Source organism: Beggiatoa alba B18LD, assembly GCF_000245015.1.
GTDB classification, from domain to species: domain Bacteria; phylum Pseudomonadota; class Gammaproteobacteria; order Beggiatoales; family Beggiatoaceae; genus Beggiatoa; species Beggiatoa alba.
In genome coordinates this window covers 2190784-2215223 of record NZ_JH600070.1, presented here as the reverse complement: position 1 = coordinate 2215223, position 24440 = coordinate 2190784, and the positions used below count along the sequence as shown (strand labels likewise).

Annotated in this window: 20 protein-coding genes; 11 read left to right on the top strand and 9 right to left on the bottom strand. The window is 40.0% G+C overall.

The features are described 5' to 3' along the window. The 3 genes from BEGALDRAFT_RS09010 to BEGALDRAFT_RS09000 all read left to right on the top strand — a co-directional run bounded on the left by BEGALDRAFT_RS09010 (position 1) and on the right by BEGALDRAFT_RS09000 (position 1997). The gene (locus tag BEGALDRAFT_RS09010) at positions 1 to 978 is read left to right on the top strand and encodes a vWA domain-containing protein (protein ID WP_002685875.1); all 978 of its coding nucleotides are present in this window, start codon (positions 1 to 3) and stop codon (positions 976 to 978) included. Positions 979 to 1064: 86 nt separating this feature from the next. After that, the gene (gene gspG / locus BEGALDRAFT_RS09005) at positions 1065 to 1496 is read left to right on the top strand and encodes a type II secretion system major pseudopilin GspG (protein WP_002685874.1); all 432 of its coding nucleotides are present in this window, start codon (positions 1065 to 1067) and stop codon (positions 1494 to 1496) included. 225 nt (positions 1497 to 1721) lie between these two features. Then, positions 1722 to 1997 carry a hypothetical protein gene (locus BEGALDRAFT_RS09000; protein ID WP_040294926.1) on the top strand — a complete coding sequence of 92 codons (276 nt, stop codon included), beginning with the start codon at positions 1722 to 1724 and terminating at the stop codon, positions 1995 to 1997. A gap of 170 nt (positions 1998 to 2167) precedes the next feature. Here BEGALDRAFT_RS09000 and BEGALDRAFT_RS08995 read toward each other — a convergent pair whose 3' ends face one another. The 3 genes from BEGALDRAFT_RS08995 to BEGALDRAFT_RS08985 all read right to left on the bottom strand — a co-directional run bounded on the left by BEGALDRAFT_RS08995 (position 2168) and on the right by BEGALDRAFT_RS08985 (position 4105). Next, positions 2168 to 2860: an electron transport complex subunit E gene (locus BEGALDRAFT_RS08995; RefSeq protein ID WP_002685871.1), complete on the bottom strand. Its 693-nt coding sequence runs from the start codon at positions 2858 to 2860 to the stop codon at positions 2168 to 2170. 87 nt (positions 2861 to 2947) lie between these two features. Next, positions 2948 to 3832, bottom strand: a complete 885-nt coding sequence (locus BEGALDRAFT_RS08990; RefSeq protein ID WP_002685868.1) for a lysophospholipid acyltransferase family protein — start codon at positions 3830 to 3832, stop codon at positions 2948 to 2950. Beyond that, positions 3833 to 4105: a hypothetical protein gene (locus BEGALDRAFT_RS08985; RefSeq protein ID WP_002685867.1), complete on the bottom strand. Its 273-nt coding sequence runs from the start codon at positions 4103 to 4105 to the stop codon at positions 3833 to 3835. It lies immediately after the preceding gene. Between the two features lie 231 nt (positions 4106 to 4336). Here BEGALDRAFT_RS08985 and BEGALDRAFT_RS08980 point away from each other — a divergent pair, with 231 nt between their 5' ends. Then, on the top strand, positions 4337 to 5353 hold the full coding sequence (locus BEGALDRAFT_RS08980) for a sensor histidine kinase (protein WP_002685865.1): 1017 nt from the start codon (positions 4337 to 4339) through the stop codon (positions 5351 to 5353). Between the two features lie 16 nt (positions 5354 to 5369). On the opposite strand, the gene BEGALDRAFT_RS08975 is transcribed toward BEGALDRAFT_RS08980, so the two are convergent. From BEGALDRAFT_RS08975 to BEGALDRAFT_RS08960, 4 genes are all read right to left on the bottom strand, one after another. Beyond that, positions 5370 to 6377 carry a glycosyltransferase family 4 protein gene (locus BEGALDRAFT_RS08975; RefSeq protein WP_002685863.1) on the bottom strand — a complete coding sequence of 336 codons (1008 nt, stop codon included), beginning with the start codon at positions 6375 to 6377 and terminating at the stop codon, positions 5370 to 5372. Then, the gene (locus tag BEGALDRAFT_RS08970) at positions 6334 to 7152 is read right to left on the bottom strand and encodes a UDP-2,3-diacylglucosamine diphosphatase (protein WP_002685858.1); all 819 of its coding nucleotides are present in this window, start codon (positions 7150 to 7152) and stop codon (positions 6334 to 6336) included. Before BEGALDRAFT_RS08970 ends, BEGALDRAFT_RS08975 begins: the two co-directional genes overlap by 44 nt. Positions 7153 to 7529: 377 nt before the next feature. After that, positions 7530 to 8813 (bottom strand): phosphopyruvate hydratase, encoded by a 1284-nt coding sequence (gene eno, locus BEGALDRAFT_RS08965; protein ID WP_002685856.1) that lies wholly within the window; start codon positions 8811 to 8813, stop codon positions 7530 to 7532. Between the two features lie 245 nt (positions 8814 to 9058). After that, entirely contained in the window at positions 9059 to 9976 is a 918-nt protein-coding gene (locus tag BEGALDRAFT_RS08960; protein WP_002685853.1) for a MerR family transcriptional regulator, read from the bottom strand. Between the two features lie 198 nt (positions 9977 to 10174). On the opposite strand from BEGALDRAFT_RS08960, the gene BEGALDRAFT_RS08955 reads away from it, so the two are divergent. From BEGALDRAFT_RS08955 to BEGALDRAFT_RS08935, 5 genes are all read left to right on the top strand, one after another. After that, entirely contained in the window at positions 10175 to 10870 is a 696-nt protein-coding gene (locus tag BEGALDRAFT_RS08955; protein WP_002685851.1) for an HAD family hydrolase, read from the top strand. Between the two features lie 88 nt (positions 10871 to 10958). Beyond that, a complete protein-coding gene (gene ffh / locus BEGALDRAFT_RS08950; RefSeq protein ID WP_002685849.1) occupies positions 10959 to 12320 on the top strand; it encodes a signal recognition particle protein in 1362 nt (453 codons plus the stop codon). A gap of 143 nt (positions 12321 to 12463) precedes the next feature. After that, on the top strand, positions 12464 to 12682 hold the full coding sequence (locus BEGALDRAFT_RS08945; protein WP_002685848.1) for a hypothetical protein: 219 nt from the start codon (positions 12464 to 12466) through the stop codon (positions 12680 to 12682). A gap of 173 nt (positions 12683 to 12855) precedes the next feature. Then, a complete protein-coding gene (locus BEGALDRAFT_RS19710; RefSeq protein ID WP_002685847.1) occupies positions 12856 to 15549 on the top strand; it encodes a dipeptide ABC transporter ATP-binding protein in 2694 nt (897 codons plus the stop codon). Positions 15550 to 15581: 32 nt separating this feature from the next. Next, entirely contained in the window at positions 15582 to 16139 is a 558-nt protein-coding gene (locus BEGALDRAFT_RS08935; protein ID WP_002685846.1) for a zf-TFIIB domain-containing protein, read from the top strand. Between the two features lie 687 nt (positions 16140 to 16826). Here the strand turns inward: BEGALDRAFT_RS08935 and BEGALDRAFT_RS08930 are convergent. Then, positions 16827 to 18608, bottom strand: coding sequence for an asparagine synthetase B family protein (locus BEGALDRAFT_RS08930; protein WP_002685845.1), 1782 nt, complete (start codon positions 18606 to 18608; stop codon positions 16827 to 16829). 89 nt (positions 18609 to 18697) lie between these two features. Here BEGALDRAFT_RS08930 and BEGALDRAFT_RS08925 point away from each other — a divergent pair, with 89 nt between their 5' ends. Next, entirely contained in the window at positions 18698 to 19768 is a 1071-nt protein-coding gene (locus BEGALDRAFT_RS08925) for an esterase-like activity of phytase family protein (protein WP_002685844.1), read from the top strand. A 22-nt stretch (positions 19769 to 19790) separates the two neighbouring features. Here BEGALDRAFT_RS08925 and BEGALDRAFT_RS18180 read toward each other — a convergent pair whose 3' ends face one another. Further along, positions 19791 to 22916: a PAS domain-containing sensor histidine kinase gene (locus tag BEGALDRAFT_RS18180; protein WP_002685843.1), complete on the bottom strand. Its 3126-nt coding sequence runs from the start codon at positions 22914 to 22916 to the stop codon at positions 19791 to 19793. A 348-nt stretch (positions 22917 to 23264) separates the two neighbouring features. Here BEGALDRAFT_RS18180 and zapE point away from each other — a divergent pair, with 348 nt between their 5' ends. Next, positions 23265 to 24368: a cell division protein ZapE gene (zapE, locus tag BEGALDRAFT_RS08915; protein ID WP_002685840.1), complete on the top strand. Its 1104-nt coding sequence runs from the start codon at positions 23265 to 23267 to the stop codon at positions 24366 to 24368. Positions 24369 to 24440 lie beyond the last annotated feature (72 nt).

Here is a 24440-nt window from a genome sequence, read left to right as displayed (position 1 = left end):
ATGTTTACTTTTCAATGGGTTTGGTTTGCTGTTTTACTGCCCTTACCTTACTTGATTAATCGTTTTTGGAAAGTTAAACGAAATCAAGCTAATCAGATAAATCCCCCGCATTTAAGACTTATTACTATCCAGCGTGCACAACAAGCTTTTCAACAGGGGACAATAACGCCTTTATCGAAATCTTATCGAGGGCAATGTGTGGCATTGTGGTTGATATGGATAGGATTAGTATTTGCTGTAATGCAGCCTCAATGGATTGAACAACAAACCGTTATTAAACAAGAAGGTTATGATTTAATGCTAGCGGTCGATTTATCAGGCTCTATGGATAATGCTGATTTTTTTCTACCAACAGGGGAACGGGTTAATCGTTTGCAAGCGGTGAAATCTGTTTTAACGCCTTTTATTGAAAAACGTATCGGCGACCGAATTGGTCTAATTCTTTTTGCTAATCACGCCTATTTGCAAGCACCTTTAACGCTGGATAATCTCGCCGTAATTAATATGTTAGAACGCGCAGAAATCGGCATAGCAGGGCGAGATACCGCTATCGGTGACGCGATTGGTTTAGCGGTGAAAAAATTACGTGAACGTCCTGAAAAATCAAGAATTTTAATTTTATTAACCGATGGGGATAATAATGCAGGGGTGTTACAACCTGAGCAAGCCGCAACTTTAGCAAAACAATATGGTATTCATATTTATACGATAGGGGTAGGCAGTCAGGAAAATACGGGCAATAGTGGTTTTAACGCACAATCGTTGCAAAACATCGCAGATACAACGCAAGGTCGTTATTATCCCGCTAGCGATTTGCACGCCTTAAACAAGGTTTATATTGATATTGATAGCTATCTACAGCGCAGTACAGCAGAAAGTCGGGTATATATTCAACGCACACCGCTTTATCATTATCCGCTTATTATTGCGATGCTTGCCTTGTTGAGTTTACCGCTGTTGCAGAGGCGTACAGACTGAATAATATGACAAATTCGTCATGATGCTTAGGCGCATAACATGCTATAATTAAAACAATTTTTATTAAACGAAATAGGTTATAAAGTATGCAAAAACAAACAGGTTTTACCTTATTAGAAATGCTGGTTGTACTGGTTATCATTGGTTTATTAGCAGGACTTGTTGGCCCTCGGTTAATGGGACAAGCAGAAACTGCGAAAATTAAAACCACTGATACGCAAATTAAGATGCTTAAAGGTTCATTAGACACCATGCGTTTAGACATTGGACGTTATCCCACGACTGAGGAAGGGCTTGCATTATTGACGAGCACGCCACAAGACCAAGTGATTAAATCCTTGTGGAAAGGTCCTTATATTGATGGTGCTGTTCCTGTTGACCCTTGGAATCGTCCTTATCAATACAGCAATACTAAAAGCGCAAGTGGCAATCCGTTTACTCTCTACTCATTTGGGGCAGATGGGCAAAAAGGGGGTTCTGAAGAAAATAGTGATATTGGCTTTACGGCGGAAAATTAAAATTTTCAATATCAATCTATGGGTTAGTGCTGGATGAGAAAAGATATTCCCCCTGTAACTAGGGGGAATTTTGTTTATGAACAAATCAGTTGATAGGTAATCGTTTTGCTGTTTTTTAAATGAAGTTGTATCAATATCGAGTTATTCATCTCGTAAGAATAAACGAGAATAATTAAATAGTCCTTTAAAATCAAGAAGAGAGTTCTACTTTTCGAGGGTTGTAAAATGGGCAGTTTTTTTGAAAAACGATATCTATATTTTATTGATTTAATTAAATATTTTCTTATGCAAGAAATATGCAAAAGAGTTCTACTTTTTCGGGCAATTTTTCGTGAAAATTTTGGCTTGCAAGCAAGTGAAAGATATGCGATTATTTTGACCGTCGGGGTTACAGCTGATTCGCCAAAGCAGGCGGTTGAAACTCCTCAACTACCGCTGGAGAAATTTCGACCGTTGGTTACAGCTGATTCGCCAAAGCAGGCGGTTGAAACATATCCGTAAGCGATTTGTATTGTTGGGCAATGGTTACAGCTGATTCGCCAAAGCAGGCGGTTTATTGAAGACAATAGAAATAAAAAAGCCTCAGTATGTTGATACTGAGGCTTTTTTATTGTCTGAATCAGGATTAGCAGGATTAAAAATCCTTAAACAAAAATCTCGCAAAACTCAGGTTAAATTGATTGTTGTACCGTTGGCGCGTTCACGACTACAGGCTTAACCACTTTTTTGCTTAAACGTTGGTCTATCATATTTTTTAAAACAATTAGTAACGCTAACCCAAAAAATGCACCAGGCGGTAAAATTGCAATGAGAAAGCCTTTGTAATGTTCAAAAACGGTAATGGTCATCGCTCGTCCCCATTCGCCGAACATGATTTCTGCTTGTGCGAATAGCGTCCCATGTCCTAATAATTCTCGTAAACCCCCTAATAAACTTAATGCCAGCGTAAACCCTAACCCCATCATTAAACCATCTAACATAGATTTATCAATCGCATGACGCGAGGCAAACGCCTCCGCCCGTCCAATGACAAAGCAGTTAGTCACAATTAAAGGGATAAATATGCCTAAAACCATATATAAATCATAGTAAAAGGCTTTCATCAATAGTTCGACAGCGGTTACAACAGCGGCAATAATTAACACAAAAATCGGGATGCGTACCTCATTCGGCACAATATGGCGAATTAAAGACACGCTTGCATTGGTCACGATTAAAATGAGTGTCGTCGCAATGCCTAAGCCTAAGCCATTCACTAATGTCCCTGTGGTCGCCAGTAGCGGGCATAAGCCCAATAACTGTACAAAACTGGTGTTATTGCGCCACAAACCATCATAAATAATCTCACGGTATTCAGTTGTCATCTTTTTAACATCACATCAGTTTATCGATAAATTTTAAGTCTAGTGTATTTTAATAAGGTTTAAATACAAACCAGATAAATGCAGATTTTAATAAATACAGGCTTGTCCATTCGGTAAGCGTTTAAAGCGTTTATAACTCCATTGATATTGACTAGGACAGTGTTGAATACAATTTTCTATCCCTTGATTTAAGGCACTCACTGCTAATTGAATATCATCAGAATCAATATCATCAGGCGCGGGCAAAAAATGAATGTGAAATCCTTCCCCATTGGGTAAACGTTCCGCGTAGGTAAAAATAACGGGAGATTGGTTCTTGCGGGCAAACCGTGCGACTAACGTCATGGTATAAGCAGGACAGTGAAAAAAAGGCGCAAATTCCCCTGTGCCTTCTTGATGTGGCACTTGGTCGGGTAAAATCCCTGCAATTTCACCGCGCTTTAGGGTTTGATATAACGCTCTAATCCCTGCTTGGTCAGTAGGAACAAGACGCGCTCCAATGCGTTCTCGTCCGCGTTTAATTAAATCACTTAACCCTGTTCTTTTCGGGGGACGATATAAGCTAGTAATTTCATAATGTGCTGATGCATAAAGCCCTGCCATTTCCCACGAACCTAAATGTGGTGTCAATAAAATTACACCTCGTCCTTGTTGAATCGCTTGTTTTAAATACCCTTCACCGCTGACTTGACGGACTAATGACATGACACGTCGTGGCGACCAAAGCCATACTGCGCCTAACTCACTAAAAGTTTTACAAGTTTCAATTAAACTGGCTTTAATTAACTGCTGTTGTGCTTGCGGTGAAAGGTGAGGATAACAGACAGTAATATTTTTACGGGTAATATACGCAATGGGCGAATTAGGAAAATAAACCAATATCCGCCCAATGTAAGAAGCAATGGCATGTACTTTGCTCAAAGGAAGAAAAGCAAAGAGATATAAAAAAAATTTAATTAAAAAGTCACGCATTTACTTCTGTTCTGTTGTTTCCGATGAGCTTGTAGCACTTGTCATAGGCTCAAATTTCATGAACCATAGGATATATAGTTTTAAAAATGCTAGTAGAAATGGGGTTGCGTGTAGGAATAAATCAAAGATATCGATAGGTCTGCTCAATGTCCCTTGCCATAACATCGTTAGCTTTTCAAAAAGATGGGGTTGTGGGGTAAATGGTGCAAGTCCTAAGGTTAGGCAGAAAAAGATAATAAAAAACCATGGTAACTCGTGCAACCAACGTAACATAAAAAATCCCCTTATTTTGGATGTAAAACGTAAATTAAGGTCTTTTACCATATTTGATAATTAATTGACTTAAAAAACGTTGATAAATTGTCATACAGTTGTATTAAGCTTCTACAAAAAAGCAGATTTTGTTTTGAGACAGACAATAAGACGGTTATTATTATGAATAGGCTTTCTACACCACCTCTCTCTGTAATACCATCCTCTTTTTTACCAATAAAACGACCTGATATGCTGCTCGATGACACTGCCAAAAACGATCCAACTACCGACGAAATCGAACGGTTACGTCGTCGTATCAGCGATTTAGAACAGGAAAAAGCCGACTTAGAATTATTATTAGTCACCACCACAGAACATGCCGATGCCTTTGAACGGCAATTGACTAAAGCACGCGATTCATTAGAAAGCGAGGTTACCCGCCGCACGCAAGAACTCGCCGAAAAAAATATTCATTTACAGCGAGAAATTTACGAGCGCACCAAAATTGAGGCAGAGCTAAGACATTCTCGAGATGTCGCCGAACAAGCTAGCCGTGCAAAATCTTCTTTCTTAGCGAATATGAGCCACGAATTGCGCACGCCTTTAAACGCTATTATCGGCTATAGCGAGATGTTACAGGAAGACATTGCAGATTTGGGTTATGATGAGTTATTACCTGATTTACAAAGAATTCAAGGCGCGGGCAAGCATTTATTAGGATTAATTAATGATGTCTTAGATATTACCAAAATCGAAGCGGGGAAAATGGATGTACATAATGAATCTTTTAACCTCAGCGCAGTGATTCAAGATGTCACAGAAACAGTATTGCCGATTGTACAACACAAGGAAAATATGTTGTCGGTTGAACAGCATCCACAAGACTTAGGTGAAATTTACGCAGATTTAACCAAAGTTCGGCAAATGTTATTAAATCTATTAAGTAATGCGGCAAAATTTACTGATAAAGGTAAAATTGTTTTAAGTGTTACACGTACTTTAGATAATGAAGCAAAAGAATGGGTTATTTTTAAAGTGTCTGACCAAGGCATTGGGATGACTGAAGAGCAAGTCGGTAAACTGTTTCAACCCTTTACACAAGCTGATAGTTCAACAACCCGTAAATATGGCGGAACAGGCTTAGGCTTAGCGATTACTAAACGGTTTGCAGAAATGATGGGCGGGCATATTCAAGTCACTAGCCAACTTGGGCGCGGTAGTATTTTCACGATTCGTATGCCTACCCGCTTGAATATTGCAAAATAAGTGAATAACCGTTTATTTAAGATATTTTCTTAATAGGGCACAAGTTTTCTAAAAATTGTTGGGTACAAACTTGCCATGAATACTGCTCTGCGTGATAACGACAACGTTCTGCGGGAATTGTTAAAGCGCGTTGTACCGCCAATTCTAAATTTTCATCCAAACACCCAGCCCCCGACTCTCCAATCACATCTAAAGGGCCTGGCACAGGGTACGCGGCAACAGGCGTGCCCGATGCTAAAGATTCTAATAAAACCAATCCAAAGGTATCGGTACGGCTTGGAAATACAAACACATCCGCCGCCGCATAATAACGTGATAATTCTTCCCCCGTTTTCGCGCCCACAAAACGCACATCGGGATATTGCTGTTTTAATAAATCTAACTGAGGGCCATGCCCAACAACGTATTTTGTCCCTGCTAATTTCAATTTTAAAAACGCTTCAATATTTTTTTCTACTGCTACTCGTCCCACATAAAGAGAGATAGGACGAACATCGTTTAAAAAATCTTTTGCCTGTGGGCGGAATAAATGAATGTCCACTCCTCTCGACCAAAAGGCTAAATTTTGAAATCCTTGTGTTTCCAGCTCTTGCCGTAAACTCTGCGTTGCGACCATCACACGACTCGATAAGCCATGAAACCAACGCAATAAGCGATAACTCCAGCGGGTTGGAATACCAAAACGGGCATGAACATACTCAGGAAATTTTGTGTGAAAAGAGGTTGTGAAACGTTTACGTTGTCTCGCACAAAAAAGACGCGCAGCTAACCCTAAAGGTCCTTCAGTGGCAATATGAATTGTATCAGGGTCAAACTCTTGAACTAATTGTTCTATTTTTTTAGTTGGACGTAAGGCTAAACGAATTTCAGGATAAGTTGGGCAAGGAATGGTTTTAAATAAATCAGGAGTGACCATTAACACTTGATGCCCCATCGTTTCTAAAAACTGGCGGGTGGTGAGCAGTGTCCGCACAACCCCATTAATTTGAGGTAACCACGCGTCGGATACTATCAGAATCTTCATGCACTTGCTTCTTATGGTGTGGAGGTTGATGGTTATCTGTCCATTCCATAATGAACAAGTTGCCGTCCCAGTCTTCAATTAACGCGGTACAACTTTCTACCCAATCCCCATCATTACAATACAAAATATCATCAATCATGCGGATTTCAGCTTTATGAATATGACCGCAGACAACGCCGTCTAATTCGCGCCGCCGTGCTTCTTCGGCTAACACTTGTTCAAAGGCTGTAATAAAATTCACCGCATTTTTAACTTTATGTTTTAAATAAGCGGATAAAGACCAATAGGGATAACCTAATTTACGCCGACAAAGATTATAAAAATGATTCAGGCTTAAAACCATTTCATAAGCCCAATCGCCTAATAAGGCTAACCAACGGGCATATTGAATCACGCCATCAAATTGGTCGCCATGAATGACTAATAAGCGTCGCCCATCGGCGGTAGTGTGTATCATTTCATCCACGACATGAATATCGCCAAAGGTAATATTTAAAAATTGGCGAGCGGCTTCGTCATGATTACCAGGGATAAAAAAGACTTTTGTCCCTTTACGGGCTTTTCTCAAGACTTTTTGAATCACATCATTATGAGATTGTGACCAATACCAAGATTTTTTTAATCGCCAGCCGTCGATAATATCGCCGACTAAATAGAGGTATTCCGATTCATGATTTTTTAAAAAATCAAGGAGGAAATCCGCTTTACATCCCCGCGTGCCGAGATGAATATCTGATAACCAGATTGCTCGATAATGTTTAGTTGGCGGTGTCACGGTGCTGACCCTTTCATGGCTACAGTCTTTATCGGGCGGGTATCATGACAGTCCAGTGTGTCAACAATATGACATCGTTATTTGTTTAAATTGGAGTTTTTATCGTGGATAAAACGAGTTAAGTGTTTTTAATCCTAATCTAAGTTCTGCGAGTTTTTAAAAAGATAACAGCTTGTCTGAATCAGAATTCACAGAATTAGCAGAATTAAAAAGCGTAATTCACCTGACTTTTTGGTTTTAGGGTTTAAATTCTGTTAATTCTGTTAATTCTGTTAATTCTGAAAATTCTGATTCAGACGATGTTTTAATCTTTTCGCATGTTCCGACAGACCTACTAGGTTTTGAAAACCTAGCAGGTCTTTGTTTTAATGTTTAGATTAAAACAAGTTATAAAATGCAGATTTACCTGCATAAGTGGCTTGTAAGCCTAACTCTTCTTCAATCCGAATCAGTTGATTGTATTTAGCGATACGATCAGAGCGTGACATTGAACCTGTTTTAATTTGTCCTGAAGAGGTTGCAACGGCTAAATCGGCAATAGTGCTGTCTTCGGTTTCGCCTGAACGGTGGGAAATAACAGCGGTATAACGGGCGCGTTTTGCCATTTCAATCGCGGCAAGGGTTTCCGTTACTGTGCCGATTTGATTGAGTTTAATCAGAATCGAGTTTGCAATCCCTTTTTGAATCCCTTCTTGTAAAATTGCGGTGTTGGTGACAAATAAGTCATCGCCAACGAGTTGGACTTTTTTGCCTAAGCGTTCTGTTAAAATTTTCCAGCCAGCCCAGTCGCTTTCGTCCATGCCATCTTCAATGGTTAAAATAGGATATTGGTCGACCCATTTGGCTAAATAGTCGACAAATTGGGCAGAGTCTAATTGTTTCTTTTCAGAAGCAAGGTCGTATTTGCCATTTTTGTAGAATTCGGAGCTAGCAACGTCTAAGCCTAACCAAATGTCTTGCCCTGCTTTAAAACCGGCTTTGTTAATCGCTTCTAAAATGATTTCAATGGCAGATTCATTAGAGGGTAAATCAGGTGCAAAACCGCCTTCATCACCAACAGCGGTATTTAAGCCACGGGCTTTTAATACGCTCTTTAAGGCGTGAAACACTTCTGCCCCATAGCGTAAGGCTTCGCGTAAGGAGCTCGCGCCAATGGGCAGAATCATAAATTCTTGCATGTCGACATTATTATCAGCATGTGCGCCACCGTTGATGATGTTCATCATGGGGACGGGCATTTGCATCGTGCCACTACCGCCTAGATAGCGGTATAAGGGGAGTTTGTGCTCTAAGGCGGCGGCTTTAGCAACCGCCATAGAAACGCCTAGCAGGGCATTCGCGCCTAAACGACCTTTATTCGGTGTGCCGTCTAGGGTTAGCATGGTGTGGTCAATTGCGGTTTGTTTGTCCACAGGCATCCCAACCAGCGCGTTATTGATTTCGGTGTTGATGTGGGCAACGGCTTTTAAAACCCCTTTACCGAGATAGCGGCTTTTATCGCCGTCGCGCAATTCTAAGGCTTCCCGTGAACCCGTTGATGCACCTGATGGAACAGCAGCGCGTCCTAATACGCCTGATGTGGTGATAACATCACATTCAACCGTTGGATTCCCTCTTGAATCAATAATTTCGCGTGCGTGGATTTTTGTAATAAGTGACATTTGGCTTCCTTGAGATAATGACTAAAAGCTTTAACACGAAACAAAATATTTTATGCGCTTAAACGTAAACCCTCCAGTTTAAACCACATAAAAAGAGTAATTATTATTTAATAAGTTTGTTTATCAATGAGTAATCGACAGCCCTTGTCGGAGTAACGCCTAATATAAACAAGATTTGTACCAATATGAGGCGATTAGGCAGTTTTATCATGAGAGGAGAAATTGGATAGTAACGTAGCCGTGTATTAAGAAAGATGTAATTGAAAATGCTGTTGAATGTATTTAACCCCTTGGGCGAAATCTTCACCTAATGGCATTGCACCTATTTGGCGAATTTCATCATGATAGATACTAGAGGCTTCTCCCCCAATCCAGACAGGAATTTGTACTTTTTGAATGAGCAGGGGTAAGTTATGTTTTAACAGCGGTCGTAATGTATTTGCATGGCTAGATAATACAATGGCGTGACTGCGTGAGCGTTTAACCGCAATGGGAAGTTCACTTAAAGGCAGATTTGCACCAAGAATAACCGTTTCAAATCCCTCTGTATGTGCAGTAAGGGCGAAAAGCAGTAAACCGATTTCATGACATTCCCCTTCAGCACAGGCACAGAGTAAGCGAGTTCCATTTGTCATGCCTAAACGATGGTGAAAACGTGCACCTAACTTGTTACGAATATAAACCGAGAAGAAATGTTCTTCCGCAATACACCCTTCTGCTGTATCCCACCGATTTCCTAATAATTGCATTAACGGAAGGATTAAATCTCGCGTCACAATATCAATGGGGTATAAAGCTAATACTTCGTTATAGGTAGCATCTAAACAGGATTCATCTAAGCGACTGATTGCGACAAGCATATGTTGCAAATAATGCCCCCAAACAGATTCGACCCTCACTTCTGTACCCTGTTGCAAGCGTTGCTGTAATGCTTGTTTCATTTGACTGATAGGAATACCTGAGTCTAATAAATCAACAATGCGACAAATCAAGTCAATATCTTGTTGCGAATACAGCCGATGACCTTTATCCGTTCGATAAGGGGTAATTAATCCATACCGTCGTTCCCATGCACGCAAGGTAATCGGATTAACGCCCGTTAAACTGGCAACTGTCCGAATAGGATAACGATAAGCGTCTAATTGAATAGCTTCTCTTAACATTCTGGTATGTCTTAGATAAATTTAACAGCGGTTAGGTAAAATATAGGGTAGCACGCTCAAAACAGATTCCTTCGCTACAATATTAATAGACGATTGTTTTATCAAGTTGCGAAATTTTGTATTTTTGTTAAAAAACTGGTATTCCGCAATCTTGATACGCATCATTTTTTAACTGATTGATAATATATTAAATGACTTATGCCTATCCGTGCGATTTGTTTTGATTTAGACAATACTTTATGGTCAATAGACCCTGTGATTAAACAAGCAGAAAAAGCCTTGTTCGATTGGTTACGACAACATTATCCAAAAATTCCTAAGCAATTTAGTGTGAACGAATTAGCAAAGCGTCGACAACGATTATTAGAAGAACAACCCGAATTATTAAATAATTTAGGGTTATTACGAAAAATGGGGTTAGCACAAGCTGCCGTCGAAGCTGGCTATAAAGCTGAAATAGCCGAACCAGCCTTTGAAATTTTTCAACAGGCCCGCCATCAAGTCACTTTTTATCCCGATGTGCTCCCCGTCCTAAAACGCTTACAAAAACGCTATATTCTAGGCACATTAACCAACGGTAGCGCAGATATTAACCGTGTTGGTTTAGGCGATATTATGAGCTTTTCCCTGATGGCAAGCGATGTAAACGCAGCAAAACCCCATCCAGCATTATTTGAAGCGGCTTGTCAGCGAGCCAGCGCACGACCTGAAGAGGTTGTCCATGTTGGTGATGATGAAGATTGCGACGTTGCAGGCGCGCTTGCTGTGGGGATGAAAGCTGTCTGGCTAAATCGCATTTATAAAACCCCCTCAGGAAAATATCAACCACATGCCATTATTACCAATTTAGGTGAATTAGAACGCTTATTACAAACATGGGAATCAACCTTATAGACAGAAGCGGTCTGTCACTTTGAAAAAACTTGATAAAAGCACATAATTAACACCTAAATGCGTTTTCACCCCATAAGGTCATAAAAATATGTTTGACAATTTAACCGAACGTTTAGGCAAAACCCTTAAGAACTTACAAGGGCAAGGACGTTTAACAGAAAAAAATATAAAAGAATCATTACGTGATGTACGGATGGCTTTTTTAGAGGCAGATGTTGCCTTACCCGTTGCTAAAGCATTTATTGAGCGCGTACAAGAGCGGGCAATTGGACAAGAAGTTATTGGTAGCTTAACCCCCGGACAAGCCTTAATTCGGGTCGTGCGCGATGAATTAATTGCTTTAATGGGGGAAAGTGAAGAATTAAATTTAAGAGCTGTACCACCCGTTGTTATCCTCATGGCAGGATTACAAGGGGCAGGAAAAACAACGACCGTTGCAAAATTAGCCCGTTGGCTTAATGAACGGCAAAAGAAAAAAGTGATGGTTGTCAGTTGCGACATATATCGCCCTGCCGCTATTCAACAATTAGAGCGTTTAGCCAATGACGTGGACGCGCTGTTTTTTCCCAGCGATGTTTCACAAAAGCCCGTCGACATCGCCCAAGCCGCCATTGCCCAAGCCCGTAAACAAGGCGCAGAAGTTTTACTCATTGACACCGCAGGACGGTTACATGTCGATGAGCAAATGATGGGAGAAATTAAAGCCTTACATGCAGCAGTCAAACCAACAGAAACCTTATTTGTGGTTGACAGCATGACAGGGCAAGATGCAGCAAATACGGCAAAAGCTTTTAACGATGCCTTACCCTTAACAGGAGTCGTGCTGACTAAAACTGACGGTGATGCACGGGGTGGCGCGGCATTATCTGTGCGCTATATCACGGGTAAACCGATTAAATTTATTGGGGCAGGCGAAAAAACAGCCGCTTTAGAACCATTTTATCCTGACCGTATCGCCTCTCGTATCATCGGGCAAGGCGATGTCTTAAGTCTGATTGAAGAAGTCGAACGCAAAGTTGATAAAGATCAGGCGGAAAAACTGGTTAGTAAGTTAAAAAAAGGCGGAAAAGGCTTTGATTTAGAAGATTTCCGCGACCAATTAGTACAAATGCGCAATATGGGCGGAATCGCCAGTATGATGGATAAATTACCTGGAATGGGACAAATTCCTGTTAATGTTAAAAGTCAGGTAAATGACAAAGAATTTATTAGAATGGAGGCGATTATTAACTCCATGACCCCACAAGAACGGCGTTTCCCATTACTGGTCAAAGGCTCACGTAAAGACCGCATTGCTAAAGGCTCAGGAACACAAATCCAAGATGTCAACCGTCTCTTAAAACAATTCACCCAAATGCAGAAAATGATGAAAACCTTGGCGAAAAAAGGTGGCATGATGGGTATGTTAAAAGGGCTAAAAGGCAAACTACCCCCAGGAATGCAATTTTAACGCAAGCCTACCCTGCCCTTGCTGTTTAAGACAGTAAGGGCATGACGAAAGAGAGTCGGAATAAAAAAGCAGAGACATAAAACAATACTTTTTAGCGCAGGCAATGGATAGTTATTTATTTAATATTTTTTAGGTGTTTCACTATGTTCTTACAGCTAACCGTTGCATTTGCTCATATTCTTGCCATCACTGCCAGTTTTCTCGGTGCAATCCTATTAGCCGTTATGTTGACACAAGCAATATTTAACCCATTGATTATTTTCAGTTGTCTTTTTTGCCTGATTAATGGCGCACGTCTATCCATTAAAGTGCGGGCTTTTTGGCAACGCCATTACCAACGACACAAAACATTTTCAGTATAAATTCAGCAACAGAATCACCATTCAATTATTGACAAATACAAATAGTTAGCCTAACAACGGCACTGCCTTTGCATTATTTCACAAACCCACGCGCTAAAACGGGGGATAATTGGGTGTAGCCATTGCCCCATTGTTTAGCGTTGTTTCCCTGTCAAACAAGGTCACTCCTCACAATGACACTCATTAAACTGTCTCCGCTTAATCAACGTCGTTTACGCCTTTTTTTAGCCAATCGTCGCGGGGTCTGGTCATTATGGCTTTTCCTATTCCTTTTTTTTGTCACCCTGTTTGCCGAAATCATCGCTAACGATAAGCCGCTACTGATTTACTATCAGCATGAATTTTATTTTCCACTGATTCATAACTATACCGAACAAGATTTCGGGGGCGATTTACTCATTCCCGCAAACTATCGTGACCCAGAAGTACAAGCCCTCATCAATCGACATGGCTGGATAATTAATCCTATTATTCCCTATAGTTACAGCACTATTAATTATAACCTGCCCACGCCTTCACCTTCACCACCCAGCGCAGAAAATTGGTTAGGGACAGATGACCAAGGACGCGATGTATTAGCCCGTTTAATTTATGGATTTCGAATTTCAGTACTATTTGGCTTAATTTTAACAGTCCTAAGCTCATTAATAGGCATTGCAGCAGGCGCAATACAAGGCTTTTTTGGTGGTTGGATAGACTTACTCAGTCAACGATTTATCGAAATCTGGTCGAGTATGCCAACCCTATACGTCCTTATCATTCTTGCTAACGTGATAACACCCAGTTTCTGGTGGTTATTACTGATGATGTTACTATTTAGCTGGATGTCCCTTGTTGGTGTAGTACGGGCAGAGTTTTTACGAGCGCGGAATTTTGACTATATCCGTGCAGCAAAAGCCTTAGGCGTTAGTAACTTAACCATTATGCTACGCCACACGCTACCCAATGCGATGGTTGCTACCTTAACGATGTTACCATTCATCATGAGCGGTTCTGTCACCACCTTAACCGCATTAGATTTTCTCGGACTGGGATTGCCCGTCGGTTCACCCTCTTTAGGAGAATTACTCCTACAAGGACGCGACAATTTACAAGCCCCATGGTTAGGCATTACCGTCTTTATGGTACTCGCCGTAATGTTAAGCCTCTTAGTATTTATCGGCGAAGCGGTGCGTGATGCTTTTGACCCGCGAAAAAACACAAACCCTATACCACGTCGCAAACCCAGCAAAACAACTGTACAAACCCAGTCAACACCTACCACAGATTTATTGGCAGTAAATCACTTATCCGTTGCCTTTCATCAAGGACAAGAACCACATTTAGCCGTTAAAGGCGTGAGTTTCCAATTAAACAAAGGGGAAACCTTAGCAATTGTTGGCGAAAGTGGCTCAGGCAAATCAGTCACCGCATTATCTATCCTGCAATTACTGCCTTATCCACTTGCCTCCCATCCGACAGGTAGCATTCAATTTCGCCAACAAGAGCTACTTGGCGCGTCACCCGCCGTCTTGCGGGATATTCGTGGCAACCGTATCAGCATCATCTTTCAAGAACCGATGACTTCCTTAAATCCCCTACATACGATTCGCCAACAAATTGGAGAAGTGCTGTTTTTACACAAAAATATGAGCGTTGCTCAAGCCAATGCACGCATTATTGAATTACTAACCCTCGTTGGCTTACCCGATGTGGAAAAACGCTTAAATGCCTATCCGCATCAACTCTCAGGTGGACAACGACAACGGGTAATGATTGCCATGGCGTTAGCAAATGAACCCGATATTCTTATCGCTGACGAACCAACAACCGCGCTTGATGTCACGATTCAAGCGCAAATTCTGCAACTTTTAAAGCAATTACAACAACGCCTACAAATGGCAATGCTCTTCATTACCCATGATTTAAGCATTGTACAAAAATTTGCCGACCGTGTTTGTGTCATGCAAAACGGCGAACTGGTCGAAACCGCAGAAACTGCAACCTTTTTTCAGCAACCGCAACATCCCTACTCACAACGCCTGCTCAACGCCAAACCCAGCGGTAAAGCCATCCATGTTGCACCTGACGCGCCCGAAATCCTGCGTGCGGAAAATATCAAAGTCTGGTTTCCACTCAAACAAGGCTTATTACAACGGGTAACAGACTATGTGAAAGCCGTCGATGATGTAAGTTTCAGTATTAAAGTTGGGCAAACTTTAGGGATAGTTGGCGAAAGTGGTTCAGGTAAAACCACGCTTGGGCTGGCTTTACTACGTTTAGAACACTGTCAAGGCGGTATCTACTTTCAAGGGCAAGCCCTTCAATACATGCCTTTTTCTACAACTTTGCGTGCTTTACGTCGTACCATGCAAATTGTTTTTCAAGACCCATTTAGCAGCCTAAGCCCCCGCTTATCGATTGGGCAAATTGTTGGCGAAGGCTTAGAAATTCATAAAATTGGCAAAGATGCGAAAGAACGCGAACAATTGATTATTCAAGCCTTACAAGAAGTTGGCTTAGACCCTGACACCCGTCACCGCTATCCCCACGAATTTTCTGGGGGACAACGACAACGGATTGCTATTGCGCGGGCGATGGTGTTAAAACCAAAACTGCTGATTTTAGACGAACCAACTTCCGCATTAGACCGCTCGGTACAAGCACAACTTATTGATTTACTCAGAGACTTACAAGCCCGTTACCAACTCACTTACATCTTTATCAGCCATGATTTAGCCGTGATTCGAGCATTAAGCGATGAAATTATCGTGATGAAGCAGGGCAAAGTAGTAGAACAAGGGGCAACCTCTCTTATTTTTACCCAACCACAACAGGCTTATACTAAAACTTTAATTGCGGCAGCATTTAATTTAGAAGCAATTTAACGCTGAGTTTATCGCTATCAGGAGCTAACATCATGCCGAACTGCCCTGTCTGTAAAGAAATTCATTTATTAACAAACCCATTAGAAGACAATTTAATAGCCTATCACTGTTTACAATGTGGCGGGCAATGGATACGACAGAAAGATTATCAAGCGTGGTTGACGCATAAAGGAAGTATCCTGCCTGAGAAAGCCCCGTCTGAAACTGTGCCAGAGCCATTAAACACCAAGCAAATTAAAATTTGCCCTGATTGCGGACATTTACTGCTGAAGTATCAAGTTGGAAAAGGGACAGATTTCACCCTAGACCATTGCAGTCATTGTGGCGGTGTTTGGTTTGATAAAAATGAATGGTTAGCGTTAAAAGATAGAAACTTACATGACGAGGTCGATAAAATCATCACGGATATTTGGCAAAAAAATGTCCGTTTAGAAGCCAGCCGTCAAACATTCCAAACTTTTTATTTACAACAGTTTGGTCAAGCTGACTATGAAGAAATTCAACGGATAAAAGCATGGCTCAGTCAGCATCCAAAACGCGACGCGCTGTTAAATTATCTACAAATTAAAGACCCATATTCGGGAACGTAATCTTAACCTGAGTTTGGCGAGATTTTAAAAAAAGACAAGCAGTTGTCTGAATCAGGATTTTCAGGATTAGCAGGATTTAAACCCTAAAACCAAAAATTTAAGGTGAATCACGTTTTTTAATTCTGCTAATTCTGAAAATCCTGTGAATTCTGATTCAGACAAAAAAATATCTGCTAGGTTTTGAAAACCTAACAGGTTTCTGTTTTATTTTATAAAATTCGCCAAACTCAGGTTATAGCAAACGTATTATAAAACGACATGAAGGACTGGCAGTCCTCACAGGACTGCTAGTCCTAGATTTAAATCATTTTATGGTACGGTTACTATAATAACCTGAGTTCGGCGAGTTTCTTTTAAAAAGACAACAGCTTGTCTGAATCAGGATTTGCAGAATTAACAGAATTAACAGAATTAAAAAGACAAGAAAATTAAAAGAATAAAAAATTATGTTTTTAATTCTGAAAATTCTGTGAATTCTGATTCAGACAAAAAAAGACCTGCTAGGTTTTCAAAACCTAGCAGGTATCTGTTTTATTTTATAAATCTCGCCGAACTCAGGTTATAATACGAATCACGCTTTTTAATCCTGCTAATTCTGAAAATCCTGTGAATTCTGATTCAGACAAAAAAATATCTGCTGAGTTTTTAAAACCTAACAGGTCTAAAAAATCGCCAAATTTAAGCCGTTTAGTTTTTTGCTTCAATCATTTGCTCATACCATAGTAAAAAGGTGATGAGCATCCATAATTTTAAGCCGTGTCGTCCTGTGTGTAGAGTTTCCATGTCATAACTGATTAATTTCTGAACATATTCAGGATTAAATAAACCTGTCCGCTTTAAAAAAGATTTACTTAATAATCGTTTACCATAACGTTGCATTTCCCCTTGAAACCAAAAACGGACAGGAACCATCATGCCCGATTTGGGGCGTTGGATAATGGGCAAGGGAACAAAATCCATCATAGCTTTTTTTAACACACTTTTTTCAATTGAGCCTTCTAGCTTCAACGCGGGTGGACACTGCAAACTGGCTTCCATGATTTGCTTAGAAAATAAAGGGGGTAATGCCAATAATTGATTGGCAGAACTCATTTTATCGACTTTTACCAGAATCAAATTCGCGCCTTTTAAGCGCATATTCATACACATTAACTTATTCAAAAAATCGACGGGTTTTTCTGCTTGAAAAAATGGGGTTAGCAGTTGGGTTAAATGACTTTCTATGTCTAAACCGCGTAAAATATCGGGGGTAAATAATTGCGATAAATCGGTAAATGCCCGTTGAAACGTGTGTAAGTAGTTCCTTTCTAACCAATCACCATGAGATTCATTAGGTAACGCACCGTATAAACGCGCCAGTAACATCGGAATATTTTTAGGGCCTCCAAAACATGGGTCGCCCCCTTCACCATTTAAAACCACATCGGTTATTTTTGCGGCTTCCCGCGCCAGTAAATAATTAGGCACGGTGACAGGGTCGCCGATAGGGTCATCTAGTCGCCAGATAATTTCCCGAAAATCTTCTAAAAAATCTCGTGGACGGATGTGTAGCCAATGATGGTCGGTTTTATAACGTTCTACCATTAAGCGCACGAATTCGTTTTCATTGGGGTATTCCGTGCCGAAATGTACAGAAAAAGTGGGGATTTGTTGCTCGGGCAACAGTTGGCAAGCGGTTGCTAATACGGAACTGGAGTCGATACCGCCTGAGAGAAAGACCGCAGGTGTATGACGGCTGACTTGTAAGCAATCGCGGGTTGAGGCAATCAGGCGCGAGCGCACCAGCTCCACGTAGTCCATCGGTGGCGCGTCGGCTGTCCACTCTCCTGTTTCTACCGTGAAATAGCGTTGTAAATGTACTTCACCTGCTTGAAAACGTAGGTATGTACCCGCTTGTAACTCATAGATATTCTCGAACATTGTGCGTTCAGTGGGAATAAAACTGAAGGTAAAATATTCAGGCAAGGCACTGTAACGCATCCGTCGCGGTAGTGGGGCGTAGGCAAACAAGGCTTTTATTTCGCTGGCGAAAAGTAAATAGCCTTGGTAAACAGTCCAGTAGAGGGTTTTAATGCCTGCATGGTCACGGCATAAATAGCAGGTTCTGCCATCGCTATAGGCAAAAACATATGCCCCTGTGAGTGTGCTTATGGCAGTTTCTGGATTGATTTTAAAGGGTTGAAAGAATTCAGGGGTTAATCGGCTGGTTTGATTGGCTTGACATAAATTAGTTGTTGTCGTTTGTTCAAAGAAAACACCATCATATGCCATAAGTTGTTGTTGATGTTGGGCAATTTGGGTTTGTTTCCCCCAACGAGATATGCCACGCCCAACAGCTAACACCGTGCCATCAATGAGGGTTAAACTGTCTTTTTCCCAGCCTTGATGACAGCGATGGCTCAAGCGGGTTGCCATCTTTGTTAATAAGTTGTCATTTGCTTGACCGACATAGCCAAATAAACAGCCCATGAATTCTCCTGTTATTGTGTAGGTTGTTTTACAGTCTTATATTGTCCCATATTGGCAAACATGCCATTTTAAAACAGGATGTTATTGTTGTGAGTGGTTACAGTTATCATCATTTTTTATCTATCGCGCTGTATAAAAAATTAATTTTTAAATCGGGTTTTTATCTGGGTTGGGGGTTATTACTCATTGCGCCACTTGCTTGTAGTGCGAATCCAAGTCAGCCTTATTCCTTGTCACATCGTTATGGCGTAAACGATGATTATATGCAAATTCGGTTACAAGGAACGGTTTTAATCCCAACACAGGATATTGAGGGTTTAACGCTGGGGGGGCTATCAGGCATTGCATGGGATGAGGATGAGCGGCGGTTATATGCCGTGTCAGATACGGGTCGCTTGTTTCATTTTCGGGTAACGTTTAACGTCTCGCATCAATTACAGTCGGTGATACCAATTGCCAGTTATTTATTAAAAAATCAACAGGGTATTAGTTTAAATACCATTCGTCGTCAACGCGATGCAGAAGGCTTAAGCCTACTTAAAGGCAATAATGGCATTCAAGGTGATAGTGAATTAATCATTGCGTTTGAAAGAAATCCCCGTATCGAGCGATATCGTCCAACAGGGGAATGGTTAGGCGCGTATGTTTTGCCAATATCGTTGCGAAAAGTTGATAGTTATGCGTCGTTTAATGAAGCGTTAGAATCGGTCGCCTCACATCCGACACTGGGTATTTTAACGGTGCCTGAATTGCCTTTAAAACAAGAAACAGCGCAGATTATTCAAATTTTTAACCTAAAAGGGCAATCATGGACATTGCCCGCGTACAGTGCGCCAAATAGTGCCGTGACGGATTTGGCGGTGATGGCGGACGGTTCATTATTGCTGTTAGAGCGTGCATTTACGTCGATTTTTTCACCGCTGATTATTAGCTTACGCCAAGTCTATTTATGCAACCCGAAAACAGGAAAAAATAGTACACAAGTGCAACAAATCGCTGTTTTTGATAGTAGCAAAGGATGGTCTATCGATAATTTTGAGGGTTTAGCCCATCATCAAGGGGCGTTTTTCTTCATGATAAGTGACGATAATTATCGAATGTTGCAAAGTACCTTACTCACTTATTTTGAAGTCCGTGCAAATCCTTTGAGTTGTCCTTAAAAGGTTAAATCCACACTGATAATTAACCAATAATTTCATCATCAATTTGTTGTCGTAAGCGTTCTATCACGGTGACTAAATGTCGTAAACCGATGGGTTTAGCCAAATATTCATTTGCGCCGACGCTTAAACAGCGTTCTTTATCGCCGGTCATTGCCAGTGCTGTTACCGCAATAATGGGCGTACTTTTAAAACTCGGGTCAGCGCGTAAATGGGTAATAGCATCTAAACCATTCATCACAGGCATTTGAATATCCATTAAAATAACATCAGGACGTAATTTATTCGCGGTTTCTATCGCTTCTATCCCATTGTGTGCAACGGCAATACGGTAGCCTTTTAAACTGAGATAGTCAGAGATAGAAAGAATATTCGCATCGTTATCATCAACGATTAGTATCAGCGGATTATCGCTGGGCTTTTGCACTTCGATAGTTGTCTCTGGCATAGGTCTTGACGGGGTTGGTGTTTGATCAATGTCATTGGGTTGCCAAGGTAAGCTAATAATAAATCGACTCCCTTTACCCACTTCGCTACTAACTTGAATATCCCCCCCATGTAAAGCCGTTAAGCGGCGCACTAGAGCAAGTCCTAATCCTGTTCCCTCTTCCTGTGTTGTGCTCAGTTGAATAAATGGCTTAAATAAATTTGGCAATGCATTTTTATCAATACCGATGCCTGTATCCCAAATATGAATTTCTAATAATCTTTTATCGGCAATGCCTTTATATTCCAAACCAATTTCCCCTTTTTCAGGGGTAAACTTGACCGCATTAGTCAAAAGATTGATTAAAATTTGTTTTAACCGTCGCTCATCAGCATCAATTTTATTGACATGATGATCATAATGAGTGGTTACACGAATTTTTTTACGCAGTGCTTGTTCACGGATAAAATTCATACTGGTCTGGCAAATATCTTCTAGGACAACGCGTTGTATTTCTAGCTCCATTTTACCCGCAGCAATTTTTGATAAATCCAAAATATCGTTAATGAGTGCTAATAAATGTCGTCCGCTGTTTTCTATATTTTTTAAATACTTCTGCTGTTGTGCATTAACATTGCCGTACACCTGTTCTTGTAAAATTTCAATTAACGCTAAAATAGAATTTAATGGAGTGCGTAGTTCATGGCTCATATTGGCTAAGAATTCATCTTTTAAGCGTGATGCACGGAGTAACTCTTGATTTAATAAGCCTAATTCCTGCGCTTGTTGTCTAACTGCCATTTCCATTTCATAACGAGTCGTTACATCGCGTGCAGTGCCACGATACCCCACAGATTTGCCCTTTGCATTAAAAACAGGCACACCATTGATTTCTAAAATCACTAAGTGCCCATCTTTATGCACCCACTGATGTTGAAGATATCGAAAGACTTTTTCTGTATGTAAACATTGGCTAACGGTTTGAATGGCTTGTTCTCGTTCCTTTGTCACAATAAATTCATATAAAGAATGTCCCTGAATTTCCTCAGGGGTATAACCTAATAACTCTTTGACTTTAGGGCTAGAATACTGATTTCTAAATTGCATATCCGTTTCCCAAACCCAATCACTACTGGCTTCAATTAAAGAACGGAAACGGTTTTCACTCGCTAATAAAGCCTGTTCAGCATTTTTTTGCTCGGTGATGTCTTCCAAAATCACCAAGAGCATAGAAACTTTTTTATCCTGCCCAATCACTGCAACCTTACGAGTATGTGCAATCCGCTCACCTCGGTCTTTGGTATGGATAACTTCCTCAGGTAAATCGACTAAGGTTTTATTCGTCAAAACATGACGATCATAAGACTGATAAAAACTCGCTTCTTTAGCGGGGAAAAAATCGTAATCTGTTTTGCCTAATACTTCATTTTCTGTGAGTCCGAATAACTCTTCACAGTGTTTATTCCATAAAATAAATCTTAAATTTTCAGGGTCTTTTGCGAATAAAGCGACAGGTAAATGACTCACAATGGTATTTAAAAAATCCTTTGTTTGTAACATTTCCGATTCAGCGAGCTTGCGTTGTGTGATGTCTGACTCAATCGCGACATATTGCGCAATTTGACCTCGTTTATCATAAATTGGTTGGGTTTCTATCGAAACCTCATAACGCCGCCCTGTTTTACTATAATTGACAATTTCTACTTGAAATCCATCACCTTCTACTAACTTTTGATGAATATATTTAACTGTTTCAGGATTAGTCTCTATCCCTTGTAAAAAATGCCCAGGTACACGACCAATCACCTCATGCAATTTATACCCTGTTAATCGTGTAAATCCCTGATTAACCCATTCAATTTTTTGATGTGCATCGGTGATAATGACAGCATTATTTGTTTTTTCAACGACTAAGGCTAATTTGCGAATTTCATCTTGATTATGCTTTTGTTGTAATAACATTGTGTTTAATGTCTGCGCGAGGATGCCAAGTTCATCCATGACTAACGCGGGCACTAAAATGACTTCATTATCTGTTTGTTTAGCAATGACATCGCGCATAATTTCTGCGGGATGCAAGACAAGGCGGTTAAATAATAAATAAACAGCCGTACTGATAAGAACAATAAACCCTAAACTAAAAGAGAAAATATGCCATAGCGTTTCATTTTGTACGGTATAAAGATCATTAATATTCACCGTTAATAAAATGGCACTTTGCGATGTAATATCTTTATTATTCGTTAGTTTTTCATTTAAGGATAAAGGCATTATTAAACGCAATTCTTGATGATTAACCTGTGTATAATAAGATTTGTTGTTTTTTACTGCGAATAATAAATTTTGATAAAGTGTGCTATCAGAAAATACGCTGCTTAACGGTTTATTAATCATTTGTTGGTTAGTGGTCGCTATAATCTTGAGCGGTTCACCGCTCAGAATAATGATTTCTTCTACATTCTCAGTACCTTTTAAGATAGAAATAAAATCTTGTATTTGCTCTAAATTAGTAAAGCTTTTTTCCGTTGCATAACTAATCAATTGTATGGTTTGCTTTGCTTGCTTTAATATTTGAGCTTCAAACTTATTGAGGAAAAATAAGCTAAATAGCCATGTAAAACAAATTATCCCAAATAACCCTATTGTTATTAATGGAATAGAAAACCGCCAGCGTAAAGATAAGTATTTAATCTTAGTATTTTTATTGTCTGTTGTATTCATAGATATATACTCGTAACTAAAAATTACTTTTTTGAAACCCATTCAAATTTAATAAATTGTATCTATTTGTAAAAATAGTATTATTCAATGAAAAAAGAATATTATCTAAAACATAATTAAAAAATTTAAAGATTATACTCACTTTTTTTTCAATTAAACAATAGGTTAATTATGTTATTTATGCTAAGTTTGATTAAAAAATTTAATCAAATTTACGTTGTTTATATAGTTAATCTAATTGATATAAAGCAGCCTCCTATTGAAGCCTCACTGCAAATTGTTAAAATTTGTTATAATTAGACGTTTATTTTCTTTTTTGCTAGGGAAGCATTTTGTCGTTTAGTTATCATGCCTACACCACTCGCCCGTTATCAACGTGATTTAAAACGTCCTGATTTTGTTTCTGATGAAGCGCAAAAACAGGCTGTGCATTGCACTCAACAACTGTATGAAGCCTTAATTCATGCGCAAACTCCGCCTGTTGACAGTTTATTAGGGACTTTACGCGCTAAACTGCGTCAGCGAAAGAAAGAGCCGATTAGAGGCTTATATTTTTGGGGGGGGGTTGGACGCGGTAAAACTTATTTAATTGATAACTTTTATGAATGTCTGCCTTTTCAAGAAAAAAAGCGCATTCACTTCCACCGCTTTATGCGACAAGTTCATGAAGATTTGCAGCAATTTAAATCTATGCAGAATCCGTTAACGCATGTTGCAAGGCAGTTAGCCGAGCAAATCCGTATTTTATGCTTAGATGAATTTCATGTTGCAGATATTACCGATGCAATGTTGTTAGCTGGTTTATTAAAAGCACTTTTTGACCAAGGTGTTACTTTAGTCTCTACTTCTAATGTTGCGCCTGATAATTTATATAAAGGCGGGCTACAACGGGAGCGGTTTTTGCCAGCAATCGCGTTGTTAAAACAATATACGCAAGTTTTAAATGTGGATGGTGGTGTCGATTATCGTCTCAGAGCCTTAGAAAAGGCTGAAATTTATCATTATCCTTTAGATGCGCAGGCAGATATTAATTTGGAAAACAGTTTTTCTGCAATTGCGCCAGAAGCAGGGGAACATTGTTTGCCCTTAGAAATTAATGGGCGCATGATTCAAACAATACGCTGTGCTGATGGGGTGATTTGGTTTGATTTTGAGGTGTTGTGTAATATCCCGCGTGCAGTTAGTGATTATATTGAGATTGCTCAATGTTTTAATACCGTGTTTTTAAGCAATATTCCTTTGTTAGATGAGTTTAAAGAAGACCATGCGTTGCGCTTAATTAACTTGGTCGATGAGTTTTATGATCGAAATGTAAAATTAATTGTGTCTGCCGCGACACCGCCCGAAAAGTTATATATAGGGAAAAAACAGGCTTTTCAGTTTCAGCGCACGATTAGCCGTTTATTAGAAATGCAGTCACATGAGTATTTACAACGTCCTCATCTACCCTAAGTTTGTTCTGCCGTAACACAGGGCAATAAATGCTTAGTTTATCTATAGATGGTTCACTAAGCTTGCCCTTAA

Coding starts and splice junctions, on each gene's coding strand:
- BEGALDRAFT_RS08975 (WP_002685863.1), bottom strand. CDS start 6,377: ATGAAGATTCTGATAGTATCCGACGCGTGGTTACCTCAAATTAATGGG.
- BEGALDRAFT_RS08935 (WP_002685846.1), top strand. CDS start 15,582: ATGCCGAACTGCCCTGTCTGTAAAGAAATTCATTTATTAACAAACCCA.
- BEGALDRAFT_RS08980 (WP_002685865.1), top strand. CDS start 4,337: ATGCTGCTCGATGACACTGCCAAAAACGATCCAACTACCGACGAAATC.
- ffh (WP_002685849.1), top strand. CDS start 10,959: ATGTTTGACAATTTAACCGAACGTTTAGGCAAAACCCTTAAGAACTTA.
- BEGALDRAFT_RS08995 (WP_002685871.1), bottom strand. CDS start 2,860: ATGACAACTGAATACCGTGAGATTATTTATGATGGTTTGTGGCGCAAT.
- BEGALDRAFT_RS09000 (WP_040294926.1), top strand. CDS start 1,722: ATGGGCAGTTTTTTTGAAAAACGATATCTATATTTTATTGATTTAATT.
- gspG (WP_002685874.1), top strand. CDS start 1,065: ATGCAAAAACAAACAGGTTTTACCTTATTAGAAATGCTGGTTGTACTG.
- BEGALDRAFT_RS19710 (WP_002685847.1), top strand. CDS start 12,856: ATGACACTCATTAAACTGTCTCCGCTTAATCAACGTCGTTTACGCCTT.
- BEGALDRAFT_RS08945 (WP_002685848.1), top strand. CDS start 12,464: ATGTTCTTACAGCTAACCGTTGCATTTGCTCATATTCTTGCCATCACT.
- BEGALDRAFT_RS08985 (WP_002685867.1), bottom strand. CDS start 4,105: ATGTTACGTTGGTTGCACGAGTTACCATGGTTTTTTATTATCTTTTTC.
- BEGALDRAFT_RS09010 (WP_002685875.1), top strand. CDS start 1: ATGTTTACTTTTCAATGGGTTTGGTTTGCTGTTTTACTGCCCTTACCT.
- BEGALDRAFT_RS08955 (WP_002685851.1), top strand. CDS start 10,175: ATGCCTATCCGTGCGATTTGTTTTGATTTAGACAATACTTTATGGTCA.
- BEGALDRAFT_RS08960 (WP_002685853.1), bottom strand. CDS start 9,976: ATGTTAAGAGAAGCTATTCAATTAGACGCTTATCGTTATCCTATTCGG.
- BEGALDRAFT_RS08930 (WP_002685845.1), bottom strand. CDS start 18,608: ATGGGCTGTTTATTTGGCTATGTCGGTCAAGCAAATGACAACTTATTA.
- eno (WP_002685856.1), bottom strand. CDS start 8,813: ATGTCACTTATTACAAAAATCCACGCACGCGAAATTATTGATTCAAGA.
- BEGALDRAFT_RS18180 (WP_002685843.1), bottom strand. CDS start 22,916: ATGAATACAACAGACAATAAAAATACTAAGATTAAATACTTATCTTTA.
- BEGALDRAFT_RS08990 (WP_002685868.1), bottom strand. CDS start 3,832: ATGCGTGACTTTTTAATTAAATTTTTTTTATATCTCTTTGCTTTTCTT.
- zapE (WP_002685840.1), top strand. CDS start 23,265: ATGCCTACACCACTCGCCCGTTATCAACGTGATTTAAAACGTCCTGAT.